We start from the raw sequence: 26,048 nt of genomic DNA, 5'->3' as shown, positions 1-26,048 counted from the left end.
ACTTCGTTTACTTCAAATCAATCACAGCTGCCCGGGTAACATAAGGCAATTGCAAAATCTGGTTAAGCACAGACTGGTCAGGTACAGTATCAAGTTCTATCACAGTCATCGCTTCTCCGCTACGTGCTTTGCGATCGACATCCATAAATCCGATATTCAGTTCAGCATCGCTCAGTGTACGTGTAATATCAGCAAGTACTCCTTTACTATCCATATGTTCAACTGCCAACATCGGATATTGACCCGACCCGCGCACATCGAATCCATTTAACTCATGAATCTCAATATTACCTCCACCAATCGAAGCACCTGCGACTTCGGCACGTTCTTCTCCATTCTGTACAATAATACGCACAAAGTTAGGATGAGGATAATTGCCTGTTCCTTTATCAAAAGAAATCGTAATGCCTTGACGATCCGCTTCTTCAGCTGCATCCGGTAAGCGATCATCATCGGTATCATAATCAAGCAAACCGCCTACTAGAGCAAGGTCTGTTCCATGTCCCCAATACGTCTCTGCAAAAGAACCATACAAAATAATCTGTACATGCTCAGGACATTTGCCCAAAAAGTGTCGCGCTGCTCTACCCAGACGTGCTGCTCCTGCTGTATGTGAACTAGACGGTCCTACCATTGCAGGTCCAATAATATTAAATACATTTTTAAATCGCATCATTTTTCTTCTCCCTTATCACCAAAATATGCGCGCACAAAAAAAGACAGTGAATAGCCTGCGCGTGGCCTATTCCTCTGTCCTCGTTACCTGAGAGTTTAGACCGAACACAACTGTCGGTGGTACTCCTTGGGTGGCTCATATGCTCTCTCCAGAGTTGCATCCAATAGCGGTTCGGGTACCTGAGAGATTAATTAACCATCGCCAAATGGTTAGCTTGCTCCTTCGGTGGTGGATCACATACATCCACAGACTCTCCCTCTATCTTCATGTGCAGTTATTTATTTACGTGATTGACCTGATCTTATTAACGTGAATACGTTCAATATCTTTAGCTTAATTCAGCACACCTGACACTGTCAATTGATTGATTTGAAAAAGAACTAATAAGTGGTAGACATAACAAAATCCTTTCCCGATATGCTCGGAAAAGGATTTTGCTAGTGAATCGATAGAACATTTTATCTTATATACTTGTAGATACAACTATCCTCTTAATAACGATTCAGCGCCATCTACAAATATCTCTGTACCTGTTACATGAGAAGCTTCACTAGATGCTAAAAATAGCACAAGGTTAGCTACTTCTTCGATTTTGCCTGGTTCACCTTTAAGCGGATGATCACCTTCAGGGAATTCCATAGGAATCTCTACTTCTTTTAGATCATCACTTGGATACGTATTATCATCGATTTCAGTATCGATCGCTCCCGGACAGATAGCATTGACTCGAATTTTGTAACGAGCCAGTTCCAATGCCGCCATTTTCATAAAAGCAACTTGCGCTGCTTTGGTAGAGGCATATGCAGAGAATCCTACATTAGAGAACACACGATTACCATTGATAGAACTTGTAATAATAATACTACCACCATTTTCTTTCAAATGAGGGATAGCATATTTTACAGTTGCAAATGTACCGCGCAAATTGATCTCCACCGTTTGATTCCAATCATCTATTTCCAAAGTTTCAATAGGAGCTTTGCTACCGTTGATTCCTGCATTAGCAAATACAATATCCAATTGACCTGCTTCAGACGCTACTTGTTTCATTGCACTTTCAATCATTTCTGGCTTGGAAATATCGCATTCGATTACATATGCTTTACCGCCAGCTTCTTCAATTTCAGCTTTGGTTTTTTCTGCATTTTCAGGCGTACGATCTAACATATATACAACAGCACCTTCTGCTGCAAATCGTATCGCTGATGCTTTACCTATTCCTGATCCGCCACCTGTTACTGCTGCTACTTTACCGGTTAATTTTGTTTCTGCCATGGGGATAAGCCTCCATATTTCAGAATTTGTCTTTTAAAGATAAACGTTGTAGCTCTATGATAACGTTATCTCGTTTCCTATTGTAAGTACCCTAGCAGACAGAGCAGTGAATCAGATGATTGCATATTATTCAGTGTGCTGAATAGAATCGTTCTTTTTCGGTTTGGGTAGAATCACAGAAAAGGTAGAACCTTTATTGGGTCTGGATACAAAATTCAATTCACCCTGATGATCTTTGACGATCCGCTCTGTAATATATAATCCAAGCCCTGTTCCTCTGATATTGTGCTTGGAAGCAGAACTTGCCCGGAAAAATTTCTGGAATATGCGACCATGATCTTCCGGTGGAATCCCGATTCCTGAATCTTTGATCGACACCGAAATATGATCCTGTAATTCGTTGATAACAATATGAACCATCGAATCATCTGAAGAGTATTTAAGAGCATTACTAATCAAATTTCGAAAAACTTGAATCAAGCGTTGCTGATCGCCGTTAATAAATACTTCATGCAATCCTTCGTGATGAAGCAGGATACGGTCTCTTGATTCTGGATTCCATTGATCACAAATACCTTGCAACATTTCATATAGCGGAATATAGGTCATATGATACTCAGCATAATCAGCTTCGATTCGCTGAATATCTAGAAAATCATCTATTAAATGAGACAACCGCTGTCCTTCTTGATGAATCGTTTCTATAAAAGCATGCCTTTTTTCAATCGACATGTCTTCATAGATCATTAACATTTCGATATAACCCATCATTGCAGATAATGGTGTGCGCAATTCATGAGAGACTACGCTCATCAATTCATTTTGCATCTGCTTCATATGCTCTTCTTCAGTGCGATCTCGAAAAACAAGAATCACACCATGTTCAATCTGTTGCACCGTATCTGTTACTGGAGTGACATAGAGCGATAGAATCTTTTCATTTTGTAACAACACCATTTCGCCTTGATTCCATGTGTGTTCTCCTTGCAAAAATCGCTCTAACTTTTCAATCCATAAAGACGTTTCGGTGACCAGTTGACTTTCTATATCACGTAACAATTGCTGGATAGGATAACCGGTATAATCTTTGATTGAAAATAGTGATAACATCGTCGGATTAATAAATGAAATAATCCCTTGAGAGTCACACATTACAATGCCTTCTTGTACCGATTCCAGTAAATTGCCGGTAATACTTTTTTGTTTTTCTGCTGCGCCTTGTTCTTCTCGTAATCGATCGGTCAGCACTTCCAATTGACGTTCATGTTCATAACGCTCGGCTTGCGCTCTTTCTTGTTGCGTCAAATCATGTACAAAAAATGTCTGGAACGAAGATTCTTCGGCTAGAATCTCACTGCGTGTTAATCCCACTTGAAAAGCTGTACGGTCTGCATGAATAGCTGTGACCGGGCAGTTGTTGTCTCCTGCTGGAATCGTATCTAGTAGCAATAATTCCGATAATGGTCTACCCATCACTTGTTCACGTGTATAGCCAAACATCTTTTCAGCGGCAGGATTAAACTCTGTTATTTTTTTCTGATGATCTGTTGAAATGATGCCATCAATAGCGTATTTGAGAATAGCACTTTTTTGAGCTTCACTTTCTGCCAGATCAAATGTACGTTCAACTACACGAATTTCTAAATTCTCTTTATCATGTTGAATTTGCAAAAACTGCTCTTCTAATACCAGTGATACTAATTTGAAGTTATCAATTAATGCGTGAAATTCAACAATATTACTATCCGGCCAATCTATCGGCTTATTTTTACTCAATTTATCAGGAATATTGTTAGACGCTTTGGCTAACTCCAGTAAAGACTTAGTAATTTTACGGCTAATCGGGCCTGCCAACAAAATCGCTATCCCGATAACAATCAAAATCGTTGTAATACTTTGAATATAAAATATATAAATACGTTCTAAATAAAACGCCGCTGTCAATTTTAAAATTAATCGATAATTATGATCTAGTGGAATATCCATAACAAAGTACGACTCCTGCCATCGCTCGATCAGCGTTAACCGATTTATAGGGAAATGATGAAAAATAGTAGCTCCATCTTTGGTAGTAGAAATAATCAAAGATTCATCATTTCTAGACTCTACAAGTTGTTGTGTCGTCTCGCTATTGAGCGTGCTATACATAGATGTACCTAACGGGCTTACGACAACTGAATCGATATAAAAGTTCTTTTTATATATGTTCATTAACGGTTTGGTTTTGCGCATATCTGACAAACTAATCTGTATATCTTGCTTATACACTTGTGAAGAACGTTCCATATATGAAGAATACAACCCTTGAATATCATAAAATTGTTGATGACTGATAACCACTAATAATAACAACGCTGTAAAGATAACGAAGGCAATTAAATATTTAAAAATAATACGTCCCAGCGAAATCGAATAGATAGGCTGATTGCCTATCGCTACACGACTCATAATACTTTCTAACAAAATCGAAGCAATCAATAAATTAATAATGCTATTAAAACTTTGCTCAAGAAGAATCAAGGCGATCATTTGAATATCAATAGGATGAAGACGATATTCATACATACCATATATCAGAGGTAGACCTATGCATAACCAAAAGATCAGATCTGCTTTGAATAAAACTCCTCTGCTAAATCGCTTGAAGTACAAATGCAAAAATAAAATCTCCAAACCAAACAAGCCGGTCATAAAAAGATAAGACCCGCCAAATCCAAAAGGTATATTTATAGCGAGTAAAGCAGGCACAGCAAATCGTAATCCATATAACCGGAAAATAATCAGAAGTGCTGCGCTGCCCAGTGCAAAACGTAAATTTAAAGATAAGTCCAATTTAAAATAATTGCCTGCTATGCCAAAGATCGTTAAGATGATTGTTCCTATCAAAGGAGATCGGAACCAAAGAAGTATTCTGTATTTCATGACTAACGGTCCTTTCTACCACGGACAGCAGGTTAACCCGAAAGACCTTCTGATAACAAACCATCTGGAGTCACTCCAGGATATTCGTATCTTATAATGTCAGTCTCCGATACAGCTTTGCCTATCTGTGACTCAATAAATTCCAGTTCACCTTCAGAAGCACCAATACAATGCTTCATCCCCGGTTCTACAACGATAACATCACCTGGAGAGATCATCGTGATAACTCCATCAAGGCAGATATATCCTATACCTGATATAATCGTCCATACTTCTTTACGTAATTTATGTTCATGATAACTGATAAAGCGACCTGATGTAATCACGACTCGTTTGGTCACTGTCTCCAGCCCGCCTTCATCTTGCCGATGAGAAATAATCGTTTGTTTGCCCCAAAAGCGTTCTTCAAACCGCGGAGCAATTTCTATCTGTCCCACCATCTCTTTAATGCCTGTAGCATCTTCACGATTGGTCACTAAAATACCGTCAGGCCCTGCCACTACAATCACATTAGGAACATTCCATACACTTACCGGTATATCGAGTTCGTTAATAATACGAGTATCTTGAGATAAAGGAGAGATATATCCTGAGCCGGTCACATCAAAATCCATTTCACGAATTAATGAATCCCATGTTCCCAAATCTCTCCATTCTCCATGAAACGGTAATACAGATATATGCTTTGTTTTTTCTACAACCGCTAGATCAAAACTTGTTTTGGGTAATGCTAAATAGTGCTTTAACAATTCATTATAGTTAGAGTTCCAACCTTGATTTTCAATATGGTCTAGCAAAAATCCTAAGCGGAATGCAAATACACCGCAATTCCACAATGCCCCTTTATGTATTAACGATTGGGCAGTGATTATATCTGGTTTTTCTAAAAAGGAGCAAACCCCAAAATATTCCTTATCCACCAGTTCAGACATCAATGGTACAATATATCCGTATTTGTCTGAAGGCTCCGTTGGAGAAGCACCCATTAAGACCATCTCATCACCAGACTTCTCCAATATAGATGGAAGCTTACGCAAATGCTCAAAAAACTCGTCACCGGCATAACCGTCTACCGGCATGACTCCTATCATTTCATCACGTGTAGCACCAGCATGATGATATAAATATGAAGCTGCTAAAGCGATTGCCGGAAACGTGTCTCTTTGCGCAGGTTCTTCAATAATCGTAGCATCGATACCAATTTGCCCACGAATCAGATCAGCTTGATACCCGCTAGCTGAAAAATAAGCTTGCTCTGACAAACCTGCATCTTGCAATTGTCTCCAGATTCGCTGTAGCATACTTTCAGGCTGACCTTGATGACGAAGAACAGGAAGAAATTGTTTGGGACGATTAACGTTCGATAAAGGCCATAAACGTTTACCTGACCCACCGGACAACAATATCATGCGCATATATGAAACCCTCTTCCGAAAAATGTAGTAAGAACTTAAAAAAACTGTTCATTTTAGCTGTTTCTGCCGAAAATAAATATAGGGAGTCGAATGATACTATAGTCCTATTCCATTTTCTCATGTATATTTTAAGAAAGTTCTCTTTTCCGTATAAAATTTCATGCTAATTGATTCGCATTTTTTTAACATTTGGATTACTTTCATTGTTTTAAAGCTGAAATTGCTATGTTTACTTGAAATTCTATTCTTGATCTTTCTATATATTTCGCTTAAATATCGTTGTATTAAGCATGTTATAGAATAGTAAAGGGAGATATTCAACAAGCCTATTATTTTTCATACAGGAGAGTGACAGCGATGTCTATCAAAGTTCTTCTTATTGAAGATGAGAAAAGTCTGGCAGATATGATTGCATTTTTTCTTCAAGAAGAAGGTTACCTTACCGAAATGATTCATGATTCCAAAGACGCTATTCAAAAACTGTTTCATTTCAAACCGGATATTATCGTAACCGATCTTATGCTTCCTGATATGGATGGAAGTGAATTAGTCAGTCAGATCCGCAAACAATCTACCGTACCTGTATTGATGATATCTGCCAATACGATGCTGAATGAGCGGATCAAGGCACTGGATAACGGTGCTGATGACTTTTTGTGTAAACCATTTAGTCTCAAAGAATTGGATGCTCGCATCAAAGCATTACTACGTCGTAGTGGCCCGACTATTATTACCGAGCCCAAAGTCAATGTATCTAAAGACAAAAAAGGACGAATTTCTGTGAATGATTATCGTCATAGTCTGTTTGTCGAAGAACAAGAAGTTGAAGTCACTCACATCGAATTTGCGATTATGAAAGAACTGTATAATTACCCTGGCAAAGTCTTTACCCGCAATGAACTGATGGATCGTATTAAAGGAGGAGATCGCGCTTATCTGGATCGTACCATCGATGTACATATTTCCAGCTTGCGTAAAAAGATAGAGCGCGATCCCAAAAATCCTCAGCATATTCGTACAGTCTGGGGTACAGGATATAAATATGTGATGTAATATCAGCTCATCATTGGATTGTTTTACATTCGCCTTCGCTTTTTCCAGCGTTTATAAGGAAGAATACAAGCGATACCAGCTAATATCCCTATACCGAACAGTATCCAGCCTATACGATAAGCAGAAGCTAGAATAATAACAACAGTGCCACTTCCACTGTCTTCGGTCATAAACCCAGTGGTCACGCCATTCACAGCCAATCTTGCTCGCTGAGTCTCTCCATTCAGGCGGAATTCCCAGAGCGGATTCGGCGATTCTGTTTCACGAATCAGCACTTGCTCATGATTCGGATTGCTGAGTATAAAACTTCGTTCCATCGAATTTTCACGATTGGCTTTGATTGTAGCTTTATGTGAAGGAACTGTAAAAAACTGATCGATATCTTGACCTTCAAATAACATGAATTGATCGACCATGATCATCGCTTTATACGGAATAATAGAGTAATTTTTAATTTGAAAAGAACCTTTTACTTTCTGATCTGCATGCGCTAGCATTTGGAACTGCATCATCGCGGTTCCGGCTGGCGCTTTTATAATTTGATCGTAATGGTTCCACTTCGTTTTATCCTCTTCTTCTACTTCATTAATATAAGAAGTCTGCAATATCTGAGAATCAGCATTCAAAAATACTAATTTCATATGACGCTGTTTGACATGTTGTGAGATCGCATCCAGAGTGACTGAATATTCTTCTAATGGACTAGCTTTCATTTTTTGAGAAGCATAGATATTCCAATCACAAGAATAACTAGGTGCATATTCAATCGACATGCCTTGAGCAGATACTATTTTGCGTGTATGACCGGGCTGAATATCTGTCATACATTCGGCTGAACTGTTTTGAAGCAAGCTCTCGCTCGTCTCTTCACTTGGCAGTACATTCACTTCATTCGCTTTCATCAAATGAATATCTTGATCGGTCGTTAGAGAAGGCACCTGACTATCCAATACCAATTTCAATTGATATGTGCCTTTCGTTAGCAATAGATCCTTGAACTCTATTCGCCCGTAATTACGCAGTAATCCTGGAATACTTAATTTTTGCTTGGCGAATCCATCTTGATCAGGCAATGTCTCGATAACTGTATTTTTGGTCGTAGTATTTTCTGTCGATCGGGTATACGCTTGATCACTTGTTATCTGGCGGGAAATGACTTCGCCTGTTTTTTGATTGATCCATTTCATCGTTAAGTTGCCTTGATATCCGGAAGGAATATTTGCCAAAATCGAGGCAGAATAGTTGGCTGTTTTGAGAATATCTACTTTTTTCTGCAATGTTCCTTGTTGATAACTGATCCCTCGTCCCATACTTAACAAAGGAAAAGCACGTTCTGTCTGCGTATTCCCTTGTCCGGAGAAATCATTTTCAGCTTCTAATGTGAAAAATAATTTACCTCGCTTCACTGCTTGCTCTACCGGAAATGATAACTTCTCTGCTTGATCGGTAGGTACAATCGCCAGTAAGTTGATCGCATTAAATCCTTTTACATTATTGACTGTAATCGCTGAATCTCCTGCGGGAAAATGATGTTCTCCCAGATCAATCCATTCAAACTGATTGCTTCCTTCGTGTTGAGTAGTGATCTTCACCTGTTTGTCAGGCAATCCAAATACCAGTTCTCCACCTTGCTTGTTCATAAATACTCTCGCATACACATGGGATGTCTGCTCTTGCTCTAACTTTTTATGCATTGTAAATGTATTCGGCTTACGATATTTCCCCAGATCTAACAACTGAATATCATGAATCCACCAGTAATTTTTTTGTTCAGGACGTTGCTGGGTTAACAGATCAATTCGCATCCATTTACTGCCCGGTGGAGATACATATTCCCCGTAGAAATTCACCCCATTGAAGTTATTTTCTTCCGAAGGAGCCACAACATAACTCACTCCAAGTTCATCCATATGCTCATCATAAAATCTCATTTTGACATGCATTTTATTGGTACCTCTACCTGAAGCAGTAATATTGAATTGATACGGATTATTTTCTTTGGCTTCGATCATGCCTGATTTGGCAACTTGCCAGATATTGTTGGCATCGCCTTTAATAATTTCTCCATGCAAAGTAGGAACATCATTCAATCCCTCCAGAGGATTCGCCTGTACACTGAACATTTGCGGATTATCAGGTGTAAAGAACTTTTCAGTTCGTAATAATGAATCAAAATCGACAACAGTTCGTCCTTCAAGCTTGCTCATCTGATAAGGCTGTACGTCTAATTTTTCACTGGCAAAAGTGACTGCGATTCCTGCATCCATCTCCATATCGAATGAGAAATTTTTAATATTTTGCGAAGAAAGATACCAGAGCCAATCGTTGGTAGAAGCAAATGTTTTAGACCATTTTAAAAACGCATTTCCATCTTCAATCGCATCAAATGGACGTAAATAATCTTCTTCTGGCAATTGCGATAAAAATAAATCATTATACGAAGAAGCTTCAACATAATCACCTTTACGTACGGTCTGGATCGTATTCAGCTTCGGATTCAGCGTGCTGAACAACACACCGAATTGATTGAAATTAAAACCAGGTTGATGGCTATAACTTTCCAAGCGGCTATATCCGTATGGTGTAACCACTTTGGCAGGTAAAATATTCATATAATCAGGCGCCTGATCCAATTGAAAGATTGAAAAGATCGAATTTTGATACGTTCGCTTCAATCCCGCCTGATCTTCTAGCATCGATAATTGAAATTGTTGCCGCTTTTCCTGTCCTTCATATTCGTTATGATAGACAAGCTGATTAATGCCAAACGTAGAGAACAATGAACCCATTTTTGAGCTCAACCCATTGTCCAACATATACTCTAAAAAATTTATATAATACGTAATACTTGGATCGTTACCTTCATGATGAAAAATCGTGTTTTTGGGCGAAGAATAGACTTGAAAATCACCGGTCGCTTTTTGCATCGATGTCTCGCCTTTGTTCCAGTAAGGTGTAGCTACCCCGTTAAAACTCTGAATCATATTATCTGCTATCGGAAAATATAACGCTTTGCTATCATAACGATCAGGATCTGTTAATTTATTTGCCATTTCAGTATATTCTTTAGGCACTGTCACTGGCTTATAGTACCCTGCTACAAATTGCGTACGTAAAGGTGTTACATAAATAATCAGACACGCAATCACCGCTACAAAAGCAGTATGTTTGATTATTCGCTGTATTCTGGAACTTCCGAACCATTCAAGTAACTGTATAATCCCAAACGTCAACAGCACTCCAAAATTCAAAGCTATCAACCCAATAAATTTATTTGGATCACGAAAAACAGAACCGATCACAGGTGTCTTGGTTACCAAAATCACAAAAAATCCAGCAATCGAAGGAAAAGTAGTTCCAGTAGCTGCAATCAAAAAGAATAATGTTAATAAAGTGAAAATCAAAATAATTGGATTTTTGTGTGAACGAGTGACCATCGCATATCCGATAAGCAGTAATAACACCCCACCACCGATATAAAATACGATCGGTAGACTGGATAATGGAAACATAGGCCACCAGTAACTTAGCAAATAAGCAACATTTTTCAGTGTACTGTTACGGCTAAATAACGATAACGTATCGACCACATTGATATTGTGCTGTGACGCCTGTGCATCCATAAGAATACTTCCCATATACAAAGACAACCAGTAAAAACTTAATAAGCCGAAAAAACAGCCAAAAATGAGCCATTTACGAGCAAAATTAATATATAAAGGTTTTAAAAAAGCCCAACCATTTTGTCTATACGTCCATGTTAATTTGATTAATAAAAGAGCTGTAAAAAATGCTAAATAGATCATGCCAAAAAAGAAATAGTGAATCGCGGCTGCGCTAATGGTAAATACCGCTGCCAACATAAAAAGATCGATCCAATTCCGCTGATATAATTTATGTAGATGATAATGATGAATCTGTTGCTTCTGAAACTTCGGATCAAAGCTACTAAAGAAAAATCGCAACACTAACGGAAACAGACTGTACCCGCACAATAAATAAATATGCTGAATACGAAAAACAACCCATGGATTCAGCGCATAAAATAAAGCTCCGACCACTATCGCAAAAATACGTGTTTTGGTAAAACTAGGCGAGTAATACACACTAACTAATCGCTTAGCAAAAGCATACATCGAAAAAGCAGAAATAAATAATAACCCTGTAATAAATGATTTGAGCAACACCGGGCCACTTTCCCCGAATGCTAATGATAATAAATAGAAAGGCAGAATATACAAAATACGTGGTGCATTAAATAAAGTAGACGTCGACCAGCGCTCATTCCATACCCCTGCAATTTCTTCTAAATAGCGATGAGAAGTTGCTCCAAAAGCGATATCGCTAAAAACAATTTGTCCAGGGCTATAAATAGGGAGTAAAAACAACAGGATGGCTGCCAGCATAATCATGACAGCTACCAGATCATAGCGATACATTTCGATCCATTTTTTCATACGACAGCCTCCTTTCTACTCCTATGTCTTATCTACTTGTTGAGCGTGTTAGCTAAAGATCACTTAATATCATCACTTCAGGCTACATCGTAATTAACGTCGTAATTGAATAATCGCTTGTAATCCGCGATCAGTATTACGCAATTTGAGTCGTCCACCAATCGTTTTGAGAAAAGCATCCATATGATACAGACTGATTGTATCTGCATTGTTATTTTGAGAATAATCCGACTGAAAATAATTCCAGCGCATCTTATCATCAATGCCTCCACCTGTATCTTCTATCGTAATTACAATCTCTTCTTCTTCCATACGTGAACTGATTTTAAGTGTTTTGTTCGCTCGCTTGGATCTGGGTGCAAATGCACCTTGTTCATTCATATCTGCTGGTGCTTCATAATGATGTGCCATCGCTGTTACTGCATTTTCGACCAATCCTTGAATCGTGCGATACAACATAGCAGATTGAGCAGCGATCGGAGATACAGGCTCCTGCTTCACGATCACTTCAATCCCTTTCATATCCAGCGCACGATTCGCCCATTTCAACGACTCTGTAATCACTTCATTCATATCGGCAAAATGAATACCTGCTGCACCATGCATCTTCTGCTCTAATTCTTCACGCAATTCTTGTACAGATAGAGCCAGTTCAGCAATATAAGACTCCTGCTTCAATCGTCCTTGTGTGAAATTCTGATTCAGCTCGCGGAAAAATTCAAGTTCAGCGCGTGATGCAGAATCTCCTCGACTGGCAGAAGCTTCTAAATTGTCTGCTAAATTATTATAAAAACCAAGCAACTTCAGATCATCTCCACCTGTTAAGCGTGTTGTTCGATTCTGTAGTTGTTGTAACTGTTCTTCCATTGATTGCAACATCGGCAAATAGTACGTATCTTGTTGCTGTTTTAAATCTTCTTCACGACGTTGATCCCGTACTTGAGTATTGATGGTATTGTCTTTGATCACCCGTCTACGATAAAAGACCATTACAATAGCCGCTATAAACAAAATCGGTATATAGATTAACAACATCCGATTTCGGAACTGATTTACATTTTTGACAGTATCGTTATCCATTTCATGAACAGCGATATACAGCGCATGATCATCATCAATACGACTGAATCCAATGCCGTATTTGATATTATTGTCTTCGACTATTCCTGTGTTACCGTCTAGTAATTTTTTGGTAACTGTTGTAATATCGACTCTACCGATATCTGTTGATGTCCGTGATCCTACTACTTTGAATTCTTCATTATAGATTAATGTCTCATAATGAGTAGGATCAGCTATAATGCGTTGGGTTAACATAGCGGTATCAATCGTACGCACTGCAAATCCATTTTGGCTTGTACCTTTGATCCGACAGATCATATATTGTACAGGTTGATTATTTTCTGTCGTAAATCCTGTAATTCCACAGCCATTTTGCAACGTTTGGATCTGTTTGACAGCGGCTTGCATTAACGGGTTATCATGTCCGCCGATCAATTCATATTGATTGTTCAGCACATAGAATTCACCTGGATTGCGTGTAATTCCATTGGTATAAGATCGTTTGGCATTATCCAATATATTTTTGCCAATCGTCGCTGCCAATTCATTAAGTTCTACTTGCCACGTCTGATACTGGCTATTGATATTGGTAGAAGTAGCTTGCACAATATCTTGCAGACGTGTTTCACTAATCTCGGTAATCTGTGTCTGATATTCACGAACAGCAAACCATTGGATTGCAAATAGCAACACCGCTGAAATGCCCATAACAACTGCATACAAAATCAGCCGTTGCCATATGGGTCTAATAAAAGCCCAACCTTTCATGACGATTTCTCTCCTTTGCGTTGCTCCAAACGATACAGTATCGCTTGCATAAGACATTCCAGTTCAAATGTAACCAATGGCAATCGTGCACACCATAAGTGCGGTGTTCGGCGTTGCAGTGCTGCAAATCGCACAGCATCTTCGGGTTCTCCGTAGCTAAGGAGCAACAGTTCGCAATGCTTCGCGATATACAGAAGGTCTAATTCTTCTTCCGTATACTCGCGAAGATTCACGATATAAATGTCGTAAGTTTCATCCATATGTTTGAGTCCATGAGATACAGTTAATGTCAGATTGGCATGCTGATTTCCTTGATATTGGTGAAATAAACGCATTCCTTTTTCCCATAGTGCATGCTCGGCTGAACTGAATCGTTCGCAAAATAAGCGCAGTTCGCAAGCTACACTCGTATCTTTTAAAAATGCCAAAATATTGATATTATACATGTAGTTCCTCATTTCTGAACCTATGATTGGAGTTATCCAGAGCTTATGAAAACCCAAAGTATTCTGTTTGTTGATGATAATAAGATGGTATTAACGATTCTTGAACGCTGGTTAGAAGAGGAAAATTTTCACATTCATATGGCTAATAATCCCAAAGAAGCTTTACGGATTATTGAGCAACACCACATCGATGTTGTTGTATCTGATTTGCTAATGCCAGGTATCGATGGGCTTGCTTTTTTAACAATGATGAAAGCAGATTATCCCCATGTCGTCCGCATTATTTTATCCGGTCATTTACATACACAATCGATGCTAGCTGCGATTAATCAAGTGGGAATTTTCAAATTTCTTACCAAACCGTTAGAACTCACTGACTCGTTGAAGCAGATATTTTATGAAGCATTACAACAAGCCGAACGAAATCAATTGGCTCACCATGCTGAGCAACAGTTCGCCAATCATTTATCGGCATTTATTATCGATATGATGAAGGTAACCGATCAACCGTATATATTGCTCAATCATGATCATCTGGTTATTGCTCATCATCACTCGCTTGCTCACCTGTATGCAGTTGGACAATCTCTGCTTCATCCGAGCTATGACGGTATTCAGTTAGATTCACATTCGTTGTATATTCCTCGTCACGAACTTGAAAATTATCAATCATCGATTTGCAATATCCGCCAGTTAACTTTTGGAGATACTTTATTACGATTTATTTATTTTCATTAATAGGTAACGATTGGGCAGAACGGGAACTGCTTTGCAAAAGTGCAGTTACCCCGAGCACGCTAAGGCAGATATACATCCATACCATTCCGACTGTTAACAACGGATGACGTAGATAACAAATCAGATTGTCACGTGAATACAATACTGGACGGAAAAAATACCATCGCTCTAACGCTTTGCGTAATCCTCCTTCTTCTGTAGAAAGAGTACGATCCATTACGGAGAAATAATACGCTTTTTTACGTAATACATCATTCAGATATACTTGCTTTTCATCATGGTAAATACGCGTAAAAGTAGCACGCCGAATCTCTCCGCCTTCTTCTACATAACGTAATGTCGGTTGAATTTCTTCAAATGCGATTTGATCGGCATTAAATCCACCTGTTGATTCATAAGCATCTATACGCCAGAATCTTGCTGCTTCTATCGAACGCTTACCCAGTTGCTCTCCTGCATTATTAATTACATTACGCTCAAACACTTTCACTTTAGAAAAGAAGTTAGTTGCTGTTGAATAGGCTTCTTCCGGTACAACCAGTGCCCCCACTTCAGGATGTTCATTCAAAAATGAAGTACACTGACTTACTAGCTGATTCGCCAAAATCATATCAGAATCAATCACAAATATATACTTTGCATTCAATCGCTGTGCTTCCTCAATCGCTGTAACTCGCGCTACCCCACGTTCTCCATGAGGCAATGCCAATACGGTGATCGGAACAATACTCTCTTCGGACAACTGCTGAATCGTCTGAACGGTATGATCGCTAGAACCATCGTCTGCAACAACGATATGAAGAGATTGATAATCATGCTGATTCATACAGCTACGTAGACAATCCACTACCGTTTGTTCATTATTGTACGTGGAGAAGAGGATGACGACTTTGTCCATGCTCTTGTGCCTCCTTTACCAGATGATCAACAAATGTATCGAATGCTGCTCCGGTATGATTAAAATGGAATTTAAGCGCATATTCATATGCACGCTTACGCATACCTGCATAATCTTCTCCACCCATTGCGGCACGCTCCATTTGCTCAGATAATCCTTTTACATCGCCATGAAAGCAGAGATAGCCTGCTTTGCCAAAATCAGTCGCATCAACAAGCCCTGGAGAGTTACTAACAATACTTGGTGTGCCTACAGCCGCCGCTTCGGTTACCGTCAATCCCCATCCTTCACGTAAGGATGGAAATACCAATGCTTGCGCCCGACTCATCAATTCGAGCTTGCGTTCTTCAGAGACAAATCCATGAAAAATCACATCTACTTCTGGATCATTTTCTTTGCCATACGTTAATCCATATTGATTCATAATCGGCAACAATGCACACTGTACATACTCTTCATTTGTGCGACCAGCAATCCATAATTTAGCCTGCGGGAATTTCTTTTTCAATTCGCCAAAAGCTTGAAATACCAGATCAATTCCTTTGTATTTAACAAATCGACCGACATACATAAAAGTAGGTTGCTCTTCTTTCGGTAAAAATTGCTCTGGCTGCCAGTGCTCAAATTCAATTCCTTCCGGCAATAAATGAACACGCTTGGCATCAAATCCCAGTTGCAACAAATCATAACGAGTCGATGGTGATACAGTGATCGTCTGATCTTTTTGCGCTAACTTCAGCATCCATGGCTCTAATGCATGACCGATATGATTCAGTGGAAAGCTAGCATTTTCATACCAAATCTCACGAGTTAATTGATGGATAAAAAAGATGCGTTTGGCTGGTTCTACCCAGAATGAAGTGAAGAATTGATGTGTATTGGATTGATTAACCACATAATCAATTTCGTTACGATGCTGACGATAATACCGAATCGCATGACCGATCACACTATAGATATTACCTTGACGAATATAGGTCACTCCATCGATCTCTTCTTCAGCCGGTAATCCTGCAAATTGAGGAGCAAAATGGATAAAACGATAGCGATTTTGCTGGGAACGTTTTAACATTTCATGAGTAAAAATTTCCGCGCCTCCACTTTTGGGAGAACGAATATCACGCCATGATAATAGTAGAATAGTGATTTGATCTTTTTTTACATTGATAGAATCCATAATCTTGCTCCTTCAATTCAAAATAGTAGGGTCATGCGGCTGAACAGAATTGGATCGGATCGTCTGATGTGAATATAAATACCTCCACGCATCGATAATAAAATAAATAGCTAACACGCTATATAAGCAAAGTTCAGCATACAAAAAGCTTTGCGGGCTTGTATGCCATGAGCCAAATGAAATCAACAACAATATAGCTCCAGCAAGCATTCCCCACATAAATGTACGTCGTCCCATCAGTACGTGAACATGTACGAAAAAGAGCACAATCGAAAATAACCAGTATACCCAACCACCCAGTATTAAATATTGCTCTGCGGATTGATAAGCGGTGCCAAATAGTAATGGAATCGACATCGGAAAAATAAATGTAGTTCCGATATAGACACAGATCGCCGCGCAAAACATCAATCCACTGTAAATACCGATCAATTGACGTAATCCTTTTTTATTGTCACCGTTAGCTCCCAACTTGGGGATAAAAGCTGCGATCAGACTATACGAGACATAATAGACAAGTTGACTATATTTCAGTGCAATAGCATACCCACTGCTTTGTACAGGGAAATAATGCTGTACTACAATCATGTCGATAGAAATAAAAAACAATACAAACAGATTGGTAATCAGACTATCTGTAAAATCCTGACCAAGTGATTTCCAAATACCTGATAACTGCTGGGTCTGTGCAGTCGTAGAAGATACTCTATGCTGACGAATACTGAATATCCATCCATGTATCAATGACAATAACATTCCTGCGCAACTGCCAATCAATACAGCTTTTAATGTAAATCCTGAAGCTGCCAGTATAAAAAAGACCGTCAATTTACCAAGTACTTCGATATAATAATTAATGTTGAGCGCTAACATACGTTCTTTGCCTTGCATATCACCACGGGTCATACTCACAATCGTATGCAGGAAAACAAGTATGTAAAGGAGTAGTAATGAACTAGCATCAACGCCAAGCATCGAACGTAATACAGGTAAAAGCATCAATAGGATAATACATGAAGCCAGACTCAATATTATGGGTGTTTTGATCAACAATGCACCTAAAGGCAATTGCTTGAGCGCTAATGTTCGATCTTCTTTTGAGACCACTTTGGCTGTTAACAGTTGAACCGATAAGCCCAGAACTGACAATAAAGCGAACAAAGCCAGTAATGCATTTGCTTGTCCATAAGCAGCCCCTGTTAAATACCAACTAGCCGCAATATGAAAGAAAAAATTAAACCCGTTTAGTAACACATTAAACAAAGGAAAAAAGATAGCACGTACCCGACTGATCATTTTAACGCACCCGCCGATCCAGTCGCCAGATATCGATTAAAGATCGCAAAAAGCGAGCTGAATCTTTCCACACTTCAATATGCGAACCTTCGCGGTCAATACATTTGACAGGAATCTGTAACACACGTAATTGTAATCGTTTGGCGATAAACATCATTTCCAAATCAACTGCCAGTCCAAGCTCTTGTTTTAGATGAGGAAACATTCGCTTTACGGCTACAGAACTCATAATTTTGAGACCGGTCTGCGAATCAATCACACCTGTTGGCAAAAATGGCCTACAAATCTGCCGTTTGCAAAAGCTGACTATTGAACGTACCAGTGACCGATTTTCGGCAGTCATGTCTTTGGTGCCAATCACTACATCGTAATATCCTTGCCTGACCACATTGATCATTTTGGCAATATCTTCAATAAAAAAGGAATCATCTGCATCGACAAATACATAATAATCAGCTTCTATCGTACGCATCCCTTCCAAGTATGTGCCTGCTTTGCGTGTATTACGCTCTAATTGCTGGGCTTTGAAAAGAGGGCTAGCATTACGATTAATTCGATTGATCACCATACTTGTTGAATGTTCTAACGATTCTAAAAGATGCTGCGTTCTATCCAAGCTTCCATCGTCTATGACATAGATAGAACCTTCTACCAGATGACTGCGTATAAACGTTTGCAATCGTTCTGCAAATTTTTTCACATGAATAAACCGCTCTTCTTCGTTGTACACCGACAAAATAAAAGCAATATGCGGGCTTTTAGCTGGATATTCGGGATACAATAAACTTTGAATTTCAGAGAGCATTTCTTCGCTATGATTATCTTTCCAGTACAATAATCGCAATCGACCTACTCCTGTAATGCGCACGAGATGTTGATCACTAACAGGCTGAGCAACATCAGTAATTAACAATAGTGCCATTTGTGGAAAATACAGTCTGATCTGATTAGCCGTTTGTACAGTTCGTTCAGGATCTGTATACGCGATAATGCAACAACGTGCAGTCTCATACATTTCCAGTTCATCCGGTTGATCACAAAACGATGTTTCGTAAAAATAAATAACATTTTCGTAGTCAATATTTCGGATATGATCCGTAAAAATGGTTATATGTCCATGCATGAAAGTACCCTCCGTTTAGTGCGGATACCTTATTTTGTCTAAAAAGGATTAAAAATGTTTTTACTTTAGTATAAAAGTACTACTTCTATTTTTAATACTTTATTAACAAAATAACATATAATCATTGATATAAAAGCATTTTTTATAAATAAAAACTAAAAAGCAAGATGTTAAGAGTTTTATCTTTAGACCTATTTTTCTTAAAAATTAGAAATAAATGGTTCTTTTTTACTAGTACTAAAGATTTTTATTGTGTCAATAGGAAGATTTTCGAGTAATCGTTTCCAGCTTGTAAGGGATAGAGTATAATCATAAAGGCATAATTCTTCAAAAATAAACCAATATTATACTTATATTTAGGAGCACACCTATGAATCCACATGCACCCTCTAAGAGTCCTGCTATTCCTTTAGAAATTCTTTATGTGATTGGTATTCTGGCTATTTCGTTTTCTTCTATTTTTATTCGCTGGTCAGATGCAGAAGTATCGGTGATCGGTATGTACCGATTATATTTCACCAATTTACTATTATTACCGCTTGCGATTCGCTATCGCAAAGAACTATTTCGGATTCAGCCCAAAACATGGTTGATGTTAGGAATTTCAGGCTTGATGCTTGCTCTGCATTTCCTGCTCTGGATGGGTTCGCTACGCTTAACTACTGTAGCTAGCTCCACTGTGATCTTGACACTGGAACCGATTATGGTCGTTATTGGCTCCTATTTTCTATTCCGCACCCATACAAATCGATTTATGATTATCGGAATGGGTATGGCTGTTATCGGATCGGTGGCGATTGGTTGGGGAGATTTTGCCCTCTCAGGAACAGCATTACAAGGCGATATTTTATCATTTCTTGGTACGATTGCAGTGGCTATACATATGCTGATCAGCAAACATATTCGTTCTCATATGGAAGCTTTGATTTATAATTTCTGGGTGTTCTTTATTGCAGGTAGTGTAATGGCACTTTACAATCTGTTCAATGATATTCCGTTTACCGGTTATGCTGCTAAAGATTGGGGCGTATTCTGGTTACTCGCTATTGTACCTACTCTATTTGGACATTATTTGTTTAACTGGCTGTTGAAATATATGAATGCTGGTGCTGTTTCTATGGCGGTATTGGGTGAACCTGTTTTTGCTTCATTGCTTGCTTTCTGGTTACTGGGCGAATCGTTAACAGGTATTCAATTAGGTGCTGGTGTATTGATTTTACTCGGAGTATGGGTATTTATTCGATTCGGTAAAGACAAAACTGAAGCGTTGGTGCCTCCTGATCTGATGGCGACAGAAGAAGAAATGGTGGAGCGGGAGAAATAAAATGCAATACGATGCATAAATGATGTGCAATGAATTGGGAGTTCAACACTGCGGAGAAATAATCGTTCTTGTCGTCGCTGTTAAGGACAGATATCTTGATAGATTGCTGAGCAGTCGATATCTATCCTTAAAGGCGAGCGCTTCGCTCTTTCAGTACGATTATGTCCCATCCGTTTCGAGTGAGATGATCATTTTATATACCTTAAAAAATCTACAACAAGTATAGAAAATTACGGCTTGTATCATAGTATTTCAAGTTATTTCTTTTAATGAAATTTAAGTATTTAATATGTTTACTTTTACATCAAATCATTCTACTTGATTATTGTTAAAGTGAATCAACACGAATCAAAAAAAGGCTACTTCCGGATTAGGGAAGATAGCCTTTTTATCTGCTTTTACGTGTACGATAAGTTGATCTTCGATTTGTTTGTTGTTGCCAGGGGGAAGAAAGAATAACAGGTTCACTTTCGATAATATCCATAGCTTCTTCATGATCATTCGATTTGAAATCTTCGATCAATTGAATAAGATCATTGCGATCCAGTAATTTTACAGCATTGACTCCGGCAAGTGTCTCACAAGCTTTGGTAAAATAAGAGGATGTGAGTACGATACATTTGTCAGCTTCATAATAACGCATCGACGAATAAATTTCTTGTACAGCACTCAGTCCGATTTTGTTATGTTCAGCATAGCATTTGGCTTGCAGTACGTTGCGTATTCCTTCTCGATCGGTAAATACCAGATCTGCTCCGAAGTCTCCACTCCCCTGCGTTTTGTATGTATCTTCATATCCTAATTCGGTAAAAAAGTGGTATAAATAGCGTTCAAATTCTGATCCTTCCATTTGATCGATATCCTGCATCGTAATACGGTAAGGGTCAAGCTGTTGTCGGCGTGTTCTGGCTCTTCGGCGCGATATACTTTTGATTACAAGTATAATGATCAATATCGCAATTATCGCTATTCCCACATAAATCCATAGCGAATACTGCGCAAACATGTCGTTGATATTCATGATGATGTTCTCCTCTAATTTATCGTTACCCTGAGTGTAACAAAAAAAGACTTGAACCGAAATACAAACGTTATACTGGAACGCTACTGGCTCAAGCCTTTTTCTAAAAGAGAGAGATGTATAAGTACAAGCAATAGAGAAAAAGAGTACTACAAGAATTACTAACAGGAATTACAAAAGGAAATATGTCGTATAGTGAACTCGCTTTTCATTAAGCTTATTTCCGGTCTAATGTAGATTCATTTTATTTCTTAACATAAACCATCTCTACTGGCATAAAGTACTTTTTATCCACTATATTATTTGCGATCAACTTCACTCTGATGCTCTATAATGTAGTTGATATAGTCTTTTGCACTTTGATTAATTTGTTGTTCTGTTGCTTGAAAAGATGCGCCAAACATAGCGAAGTGTGGCAACGCTATAGCTCCTATATGTTGCATACTGGCTTGAAATGGACTCAGTAATTGTTCGACTGTAAATGTGACTGAACCTTCTGGACGATAATTTTCCTGCTTGTTTCCAATCGCTATCGCTAAGCCTATCTTTTTCCCGTTCAGCTTATTACCAGACGATCCATACGCCCATCCATATAAAAATACATCATCTAACCACTTTTTGAGTAACGGTGGATAACTATACCAGTAAAATGGAAATTGTAAAATAATATGGTCATGGGCTTCCAGTAATTGTTGTTCTTGAGCTACATTAATATTCCAATCAGGATACGCTTGATATAACTCATGAATAGTGACTTGATCCGGGTACTGAAGTAACTCTTGGTGCCAGCGTTTATTGACTTTGGACGTTGCAAGATTAGGATGTGCTAATATAATCAAAGTTTTCATCAGATCTGATTTCCTTTCGTTATGGGAGAATATTGCCATTATGATATAGCTTGACGGAAAAGAAAATACACACAATAAAGTCATGTACTTACTTTAAAGTGTGTATAGACTTTACCTTCGATCTGGTGTAACAATAAAGAATCAAGCTTGTTATCAACGGTGATCCCAACTCAATCTGAACAGCAAAATAGCTTAAACGGAGGAATGTAGAATGAAGCAATATCATTTAGGTATAGAAGCGACCCTTGAAATAATCGGTGGGAAATGGAAAGCTTTGATCATCTGTTTATTAATGTTATCTGATAAGATGCGTACCAGTGAATTACAACGCAATATTCAAGGCATTTCGCAAAAAGTACTCATTCAGCAATTACGTGAGCTTGAACAAGATGGGCTAGTCAGTCGTTATGTCTATCAGCAAATGCCTCCCAAAGTCGAATACTCTTTAACTGAATACGGCAGAACTGCCAATACTATTATAGAAATGATGTGTGCTTGGGGCACAGAAAATATTCATATCCGCCAGCAACAAGGGGAAGACATTGAACTATTAGACCATGAATTAACGCAAGATTTTAAATACACTATATAAAGATCGCTTGCTATATAAGACAAAAATCGCAAACAAAAAGCCATCTATAAGATGGCTTTAACGATATCTGTGACTACGGCAATATACAATTATTTTTTGCTAACTTTTAATTTCACACTAGTATTAGTATAGATCGCTTTGACACTATAACCTTTAGGTAATCCTGTTGTTGTGATGGAAGAGAATTGTCCATGTTGCACAGATTTCTTGCTGATCACAATTTTCATACCATTTGCTGGCACAAAGTTATTAGTAAAGTTCAATTGTAGCTTACCGTTATAACTAGCTTTTCCTTTGATTTTCAAAAGATCTGCTTTGCTTCCGATATTCAGTTCCAGTGTACCTTTAGCATTTTGTTTGAAATCACCATCAATCATCCACATGCCAGCAGTCTGCTCTGCAAGTGTACCGCCCTGGTTCGTAACATTTCCACGTCCAAACGCTGTCGCTGTGGTTCCTTCGAGTGTACCTTGCATCACCACTGTATTTCCACTAAATGTGTTTTTACCTTCTAGATAAAGCGTTCCTGTTCCCTTTTTAATTAGACCGCCTTTGCCGGCGATAGCATTACGCCAGTGATCTTCCTGATTGAATCCACCTTTGTAAGCATCCATCGTCACTGTAACATTACTCATAAATGCACCATATCCATCGGCTGCGGCAAATAAATTCAAACGTCCCCACCCTTCGGCATCATCCAATACGGGATAACCGGAAGGAATTCCTGTTGTTGCCAACACAGCACGACGCTGTTGGTCGTTCAAGTATGGCTGACGGGTTTCTAACAATACTTCTGCCCCTTTAGGTACAGCTACAGGTTGGTCTTTAGCAGATATTTGCGGGAAATGGTATGTTAAGCGTTCGGTATACATTTTTTTATTTGCTTGGTAATCGCTAAAGCGATCTGGCGCTGTTCCTGTTTGCGTCATTAATATTTTTTGAGCTTGTTGGTATGCTTGCTTTTTCAATTCTTTGTTCGCTGGATCATTCAAAATCGCCGCAGATAGAGCGGTCGCCATCACACGTCCACCCATCACATCAAATGGAGAATGCATGCCTGCAACTATTCGATTATTTCCAAGTTCAGAAGCACGTGTTAATAACTCCTGATAACGTTCTGGAACAGCATAAGCCATTGCAAAAGCACTTAAATATGCCGCATTCGTATGACCACTTGGGAATCCACCATCAGATGTAGGATCAGACTTAATCTGTGGAACTAATGTTGGAATAACCAGTGCTGGCGAATCCCAACGGAAAGGACGTTTGTAATTGAAAAAGCTTTTGGCTGGATTACTCGATGAATAATCCCCACGTAACTTGTTCACCAGACTGACAACACTTCCCAGACTGGAGTTAGGATCACCTGCATTATTCCCTTCATCATCATACTTCTTCGTTGTTGCATCTGCCGGAACGTCTGTAATCGTTGTCGTTGCTCCTGCATCTTTGCGATACACATCTGTCAGTGAACCCAGACCGTCCATGACACTGTAACTCTGGTTACGGCGATCATCCAAATAAGCCGCTTGAGCTTGACTGGCTGTACGCTTTTTGGCGATATCTATAACCATTTGAATATTCTGGTCTAAAATTTTATGATTCACTGCTGTCCCAGAATCCCATGTCGTACCCGGTGTCCATAACTTTTCAAATCCAGATAATACACCAATCACAGGATTCGACGACACAGACAGATGGTCTTTCGTATTGTTTTTATAATTTTCTACAAAATAACCCCATGCTGGCTTAACAGGAGTCAAAGCATCTTTGGCTTCTGCCGCATGCGAATAATGTCCACCAACCGTACCTGCGAATACAGATAACGTCAGGGATAGTCCTAGCATTTTAAACTTGGATAATTTCATAATAATGTAAATCCTCCTCAACATTGCGTATCTATGTACTTTCCACATCTTACGGTACTTTTGTTAACGCTATATCTGCTATTTATATGAAGTTTGTTAAACGTCTTTACTTATTCTAAATAGATACCTGTTGAAATATCATGTACACTATACAAAAAGACATTACAGTATAGAAGGAGCTACATATTATGCAAAATATAGTATCAATGAAATGGCTACTTGCTCGCTTATATGAACCGGATATGGTTATTGTAGATTGTCGGTTCTGGCTTAATGACAAACCTGCTGGGGCTGCCGCTTATCAGGCAGAACATATTCCGGGTGCGGTCTATCTCGATTTGGAAACAGATTTGTCAGCTCCTGTTACAGCACATGGTGGTCGCCATCCGTTACCTGATGTAGATCAACTGGCACTCACTCTTGGCAAAGCTGGAATTCATTCAAATAGTCGTGTCGTGGTATATGACGATAACAAAGGTCTTAATGCTGCTAGATTGTGGTGGATGCTTCATTATGTAGGACATGAGCAAGTGTATGTATTGAACGAAGGATTTACCACTTGGAAAAATGCGAACTTCCCTGTCACTAGCGATCAGCCTGTTGTGATTCCAACGACTTTTGTCGCCAATGCACAGCCTAATATGCTAGCCAACGTAGAAGACGTTCGTCAGGTGTCTCAAGCTTATATTTCGGCAGAGACTACTCCTTCTGCTCAGACGCAGGATAAAGCTTCTTTGCCTGTACTGATTGATTCTCGTGAACACAAACGTTACTTGGGACTGGAAGAACCGATTGATTCCAAAGCTGGACATATTCCTGGAGCAGTTAATTATTTCTGGCTAGATACTCGACATGATGACGAAGATCGTTATGATGATGTGGAGCAGTTGGAGAAGCATTTTGCAGGATTAGATAAAGAGCAGTCGATTATTGTGTATTGCGGTTCTGGCGTGTCGGCTTGTCCGAATGTGTTGGCGCTGAACGAAGCTGGGTATAAGAATGTGAAGTTGTATAGTGGAAGTTGGAGTGACTGGGTTAGTTATGAGGAGCATGCGATTGCGACTGATGAGGAAAAGTAGCATTCTAAGA

The 26,048-nt window shown here is 38.9% G+C and carries 19 protein-coding genes and 1 riboswitch; of the genes, 5 read left to right on the top strand and 14 right to left on the bottom strand.

The window, feature by feature from the left end; translation table 11 throughout:
• Positions 1-7 precede the first annotated feature (7 nt).
• The 4 genes from sdaAB to QCD85_RS12710 form a co-directional block, all read right to left on the bottom strand.
• The gene (gene sdaAB, locus QCD85_RS12725; protein WP_301262873.1) at positions 8-673 is read right to left on the bottom strand and encodes an L-serine ammonia-lyase, iron-sulfur-dependent subunit beta; all 666 of its coding nucleotides are present in this window, start codon (positions 671-673) and stop codon (positions 8-10) included.
• A 160-nt stretch (positions 674-833) separates the two neighbouring features.
• Positions 834-944: riboswitch (glycine riboswitch) on the bottom strand.
• Positions 945-1,159: 215 nt separating this feature from the next.
• Positions 1,160-1,951 (bottom strand): SDR family oxidoreductase, encoded by a 792-nt coding sequence (locus tag QCD85_RS12720; protein ID WP_301262842.1) that lies wholly within the window; start codon positions 1,949-1,951, stop codon positions 1,160-1,162.
• Between the two features lie 126 nt (positions 1,952-2,077).
• Positions 2,078-4,873 carry a PAS domain-containing sensor histidine kinase gene (locus QCD85_RS12715; RefSeq protein ID WP_301262841.1) on the bottom strand — a complete coding sequence of 932 codons (2,796 nt, stop codon included), beginning with the start codon at positions 4,871-4,873 and terminating at the stop codon, positions 2,078-2,080.
• A 32-nt stretch (positions 4,874-4,905) separates the two neighbouring features.
• The gene (locus tag QCD85_RS12710; RefSeq protein WP_274172193.1) at positions 4,906-6,288 is read right to left on the bottom strand and encodes a sugar phosphate nucleotidyltransferase; all 1,383 of its coding nucleotides are present in this window, start codon (positions 6,286-6,288) and stop codon (positions 4,906-4,908) included.
• A 357-nt stretch (positions 6,289-6,645) separates the two neighbouring features.
• Between QCD85_RS12710 and QCD85_RS12705 the strand changes: the two genes are divergently transcribed.
• Positions 6,646-7,341: a response regulator transcription factor gene (locus QCD85_RS12705; RefSeq protein WP_204823172.1), complete on the top strand. Its 696-nt coding sequence runs from the start codon at positions 6,646-6,648 to the stop codon at positions 7,339-7,341.
• A gap of 23 nt (positions 7,342-7,364) precedes the next feature.
• On the opposite strand, the gene QCD85_RS12700 is transcribed toward QCD85_RS12705, so the two are convergent.
• The 3 genes from QCD85_RS12700 to QCD85_RS12690 form a co-directional block, all read right to left on the bottom strand.
• Positions 7,365-11,798 carry a hypothetical protein gene (locus QCD85_RS12700; protein ID WP_301262840.1) on the bottom strand — a complete coding sequence of 1,478 codons (4,434 nt, stop codon included), beginning with the start codon at positions 11,796-11,798 and terminating at the stop codon, positions 7,365-7,367.
• A 93-nt stretch (positions 11,799-11,891) separates the two neighbouring features.
• Positions 11,892-13,628 (bottom strand): ATP-binding protein, encoded by a 1,737-nt coding sequence (locus QCD85_RS12695; RefSeq protein WP_301262839.1) that lies wholly within the window; start codon positions 13,626-13,628, stop codon positions 11,892-11,894.
• The gene (locus QCD85_RS12690; RefSeq protein WP_273613176.1) at positions 13,625-14,074 is read right to left on the bottom strand and encodes a hypothetical protein; all 450 of its coding nucleotides are present in this window, start codon (positions 14,072-14,074) and stop codon (positions 13,625-13,627) included. Before QCD85_RS12690 ends, QCD85_RS12695 begins: the two co-directional genes overlap by 4 nt.
• Before the next feature lie 45 nt (positions 14,075-14,119).
• Here QCD85_RS12690 and QCD85_RS12685 point away from each other — a divergent pair, with 45 nt between their 5' ends.
• Positions 14,120-14,812 (top strand): response regulator, encoded by a 693-nt coding sequence (locus QCD85_RS12685; RefSeq protein WP_301262838.1) that lies wholly within the window; start codon positions 14,120-14,122, stop codon positions 14,810-14,812.
• On the opposite strand, the gene QCD85_RS12680 is transcribed toward QCD85_RS12685, so the two are convergent.
• The 4 genes from QCD85_RS12680 to QCD85_RS12665 are packed head-to-tail and all read right to left on the bottom strand — an operon-like array spanning position 14,796 to position 19,306.
• On the bottom strand, positions 14,796-15,710 hold the full coding sequence (locus tag QCD85_RS12680; protein WP_301262837.1) for a glycosyltransferase family A protein: 915 nt from the start codon (positions 15,708-15,710) through the stop codon (positions 14,796-14,798). The two genes, QCD85_RS12685 and QCD85_RS12680, sit on opposite strands and share 17 nt — an antisense overlap.
• Positions 15,673-16,887, bottom strand: a complete 1,215-nt coding sequence (locus tag QCD85_RS12675) for a glycosyltransferase family 4 protein (RefSeq protein ID WP_273613179.1) — start codon at positions 16,885-16,887, stop codon at positions 15,673-15,675. The genes QCD85_RS12680 and QCD85_RS12675 overlap by 38 nt, the downstream gene beginning before the upstream one ends.
• Before the next feature lie 12 nt (positions 16,888-16,899).
• Positions 16,900-18,183 (bottom strand): transporter, encoded by a 1,284-nt coding sequence (locus QCD85_RS12670; RefSeq protein ID WP_301262836.1) that lies wholly within the window; start codon positions 18,181-18,183, stop codon positions 16,900-16,902.
• A gap of 1 nt (position 18,184) precedes the next feature.
• The gene (locus QCD85_RS12665; RefSeq protein ID WP_273613181.1) at positions 18,185-19,306 is read right to left on the bottom strand and encodes a glycosyltransferase family 2 protein; all 1,122 of its coding nucleotides are present in this window, start codon (positions 19,304-19,306) and stop codon (positions 18,185-18,187) included.
• 370 nt (positions 19,307-19,676) lie between these two features.
• Between QCD85_RS12665 and QCD85_RS12660 the strand changes: the two genes are divergently transcribed.
• The gene (locus QCD85_RS12660) at positions 19,677-20,630 is read left to right on the top strand and encodes a DMT family transporter (RefSeq protein WP_274172187.1); all 954 of its coding nucleotides are present in this window, start codon (positions 19,677-19,679) and stop codon (positions 20,628-20,630) included.
• Between the two features lie 388 nt (positions 20,631-21,018).
• On the opposite strand, the gene QCD85_RS12655 is transcribed toward QCD85_RS12660, so the two are convergent.
• Positions 21,019-21,651, bottom strand: coding sequence for a restriction endonuclease (locus QCD85_RS12655; protein ID WP_301262835.1), 633 nt, complete (start codon positions 21,649-21,651; stop codon positions 21,019-21,021).
• Positions 21,652-21,950: 299 nt separating this feature from the next.
• Positions 21,951-22,499: an NAD(P)H-dependent oxidoreductase gene (locus QCD85_RS12650; RefSeq protein WP_301262834.1), complete on the bottom strand. Its 549-nt coding sequence runs from the start codon at positions 22,497-22,499 to the stop codon at positions 21,951-21,953.
• A gap of 211 nt (positions 22,500-22,710) precedes the next feature.
• On the opposite strand from QCD85_RS12650, the gene QCD85_RS12645 reads away from it, so the two are divergent.
• Positions 22,711-23,091, top strand: a complete 381-nt coding sequence (locus tag QCD85_RS12645) for a winged helix-turn-helix transcriptional regulator (protein WP_301262833.1) — start codon at positions 22,711-22,713, stop codon at positions 23,089-23,091.
• An 89-nt stretch (positions 23,092-23,180) separates the two neighbouring features.
• On the opposite strand, the gene QCD85_RS12640 is transcribed toward QCD85_RS12645, so the two are convergent.
• Complete coding sequence (locus QCD85_RS12640; protein WP_301262832.1) at positions 23,181-24,959, bottom strand: acid phosphatase; 1,779 nt, start codon at positions 24,957-24,959, stop codon at positions 23,181-23,183.
• A gap of 188 nt (positions 24,960-25,147) precedes the next feature.
• Between QCD85_RS12640 and QCD85_RS12635 the strand changes: the two genes are divergently transcribed.
• On the top strand, positions 25,148-26,038 hold the full coding sequence (locus QCD85_RS12635) for a sulfurtransferase (protein ID WP_301262831.1): 891 nt from the start codon (positions 25,148-25,150) through the stop codon (positions 26,036-26,038).
• Positions 26,039-26,048: the final 10 nt, after the last annotated feature.

Source organism: Paenibacillus sp. PsM32 (genome assembly GCF_030433815.1).
GTDB lineage: Bacteria > Bacillota > Bacilli > Paenibacillales > Paenibacillaceae > Saccharibacillus > Saccharibacillus kyungheensis.
Note: the sequence above shows the minus strand (reverse complement) of the source record. Positions and strands in the feature narration are given on the sequence as shown.

What these genes read in the sequence shown, in the direction of transcription:
- QCD85_RS12695 (WP_301262839.1), bottom strand. Translation starts at nt 13,628, where the DNA reads ATGAAAGGTTGGGCTTTTATTAGACCCATATGGCAACGGCTGATTTTG.
- QCD85_RS12680 (WP_301262837.1), bottom strand. Translation starts at nt 15,710, where the DNA reads ATGGACAAAGTCGTCATCCTCTTCTCCACGTACAATAATGAACAAACG.
- QCD85_RS12645 (WP_301262833.1), top strand. Translation starts at nt 22,711, where the DNA reads ATGAAGCAATATCATTTAGGTATAGAAGCGACCCTTGAAATAATCGGT.
- QCD85_RS12715 (WP_301262841.1), bottom strand. Translation starts at nt 4,873, where the DNA reads ATGAAATACAGAATACTTCTTTGGTTCCGATCTCCTTTGATAGGAACA.
- QCD85_RS12710 (WP_274172193.1), bottom strand. Translation starts at nt 6,288, where the DNA reads ATGCGCATGATATTGTTGTCCGGTGGGTCAGGTAAACGTTTATGGCCT.
- QCD85_RS12690 (WP_273613176.1), bottom strand. Translation starts at nt 14,074, where the DNA reads ATGTATAATATCAATATTTTGGCATTTTTAAAAGATACGAGTGTAGCT.
- QCD85_RS12705 (WP_204823172.1), top strand. Translation starts at nt 6,646, where the DNA reads ATGTCTATCAAAGTTCTTCTTATTGAAGATGAGAAAAGTCTGGCAGAT.
- QCD85_RS12700 (WP_301262840.1), bottom strand. Translation starts at nt 11,798, where the DNA reads ATGAAAAAATGGATCGAAATGTATCGCTATGATCTGGTAGCTGTCATG.
- QCD85_RS12635 (WP_301262831.1), top strand. Translation starts at nt 25,148, where the DNA reads ATGCAAAATATAGTATCAATGAAATGGCTACTTGCTCGCTTATATGAA.
- QCD85_RS12675 (WP_273613179.1), bottom strand. Translation starts at nt 16,887, where the DNA reads ATGGATTCTATCAATGTAAAAAAAGATCAAATCACTATTCTACTATTA.
- QCD85_RS12650 (WP_301262834.1), bottom strand. Translation starts at nt 22,499, where the DNA reads ATGAAAACTTTGATTATATTAGCACATCCTAATCTTGCAACGTCCAAA.
- QCD85_RS12670 (WP_301262836.1), bottom strand. Translation starts at nt 18,183, where the DNA reads ATGATCAGTCGGGTACGTGCTATCTTTTTTCCTTTGTTTAATGTGTTA.
- QCD85_RS12655 (WP_301262835.1), bottom strand. Translation starts at nt 21,651, where the DNA reads ATGAATATCAACGACATGTTTGCGCAGTATTCGCTATGGATTTATGTG.
- QCD85_RS12685 (WP_301262838.1), top strand. Translation starts at nt 14,120, where the DNA reads ATGAAAACCCAAAGTATTCTGTTTGTTGATGATAATAAGATGGTATTA.
- QCD85_RS12640 (WP_301262832.1), bottom strand. Translation starts at nt 24,959, where the DNA reads ATGAAATTATCCAAGTTTAAAATGCTAGGACTATCCCTGACGTTATCT.
- sdaAB (WP_301262873.1), bottom strand. Translation starts at nt 673, where the DNA reads ATGCGATTTAAAAATGTATTTAATATTATTGGACCTGCAATGGTAGGA.
- QCD85_RS12665 (WP_273613181.1), bottom strand. Translation starts at nt 19,306, where the DNA reads ATGCATGGACATATAACCATTTTTACGGATCATATCCGAAATATTGAC.
- QCD85_RS12660 (WP_274172187.1), top strand. Translation starts at nt 19,677, where the DNA reads ATGAATCCACATGCACCCTCTAAGAGTCCTGCTATTCCTTTAGAAATT.
- QCD85_RS12720 (WP_301262842.1), bottom strand. Translation starts at nt 1,951, where the DNA reads ATGGCAGAAACAAAATTAACCGGTAAAGTAGCAGCAGTAACAGGTGGC.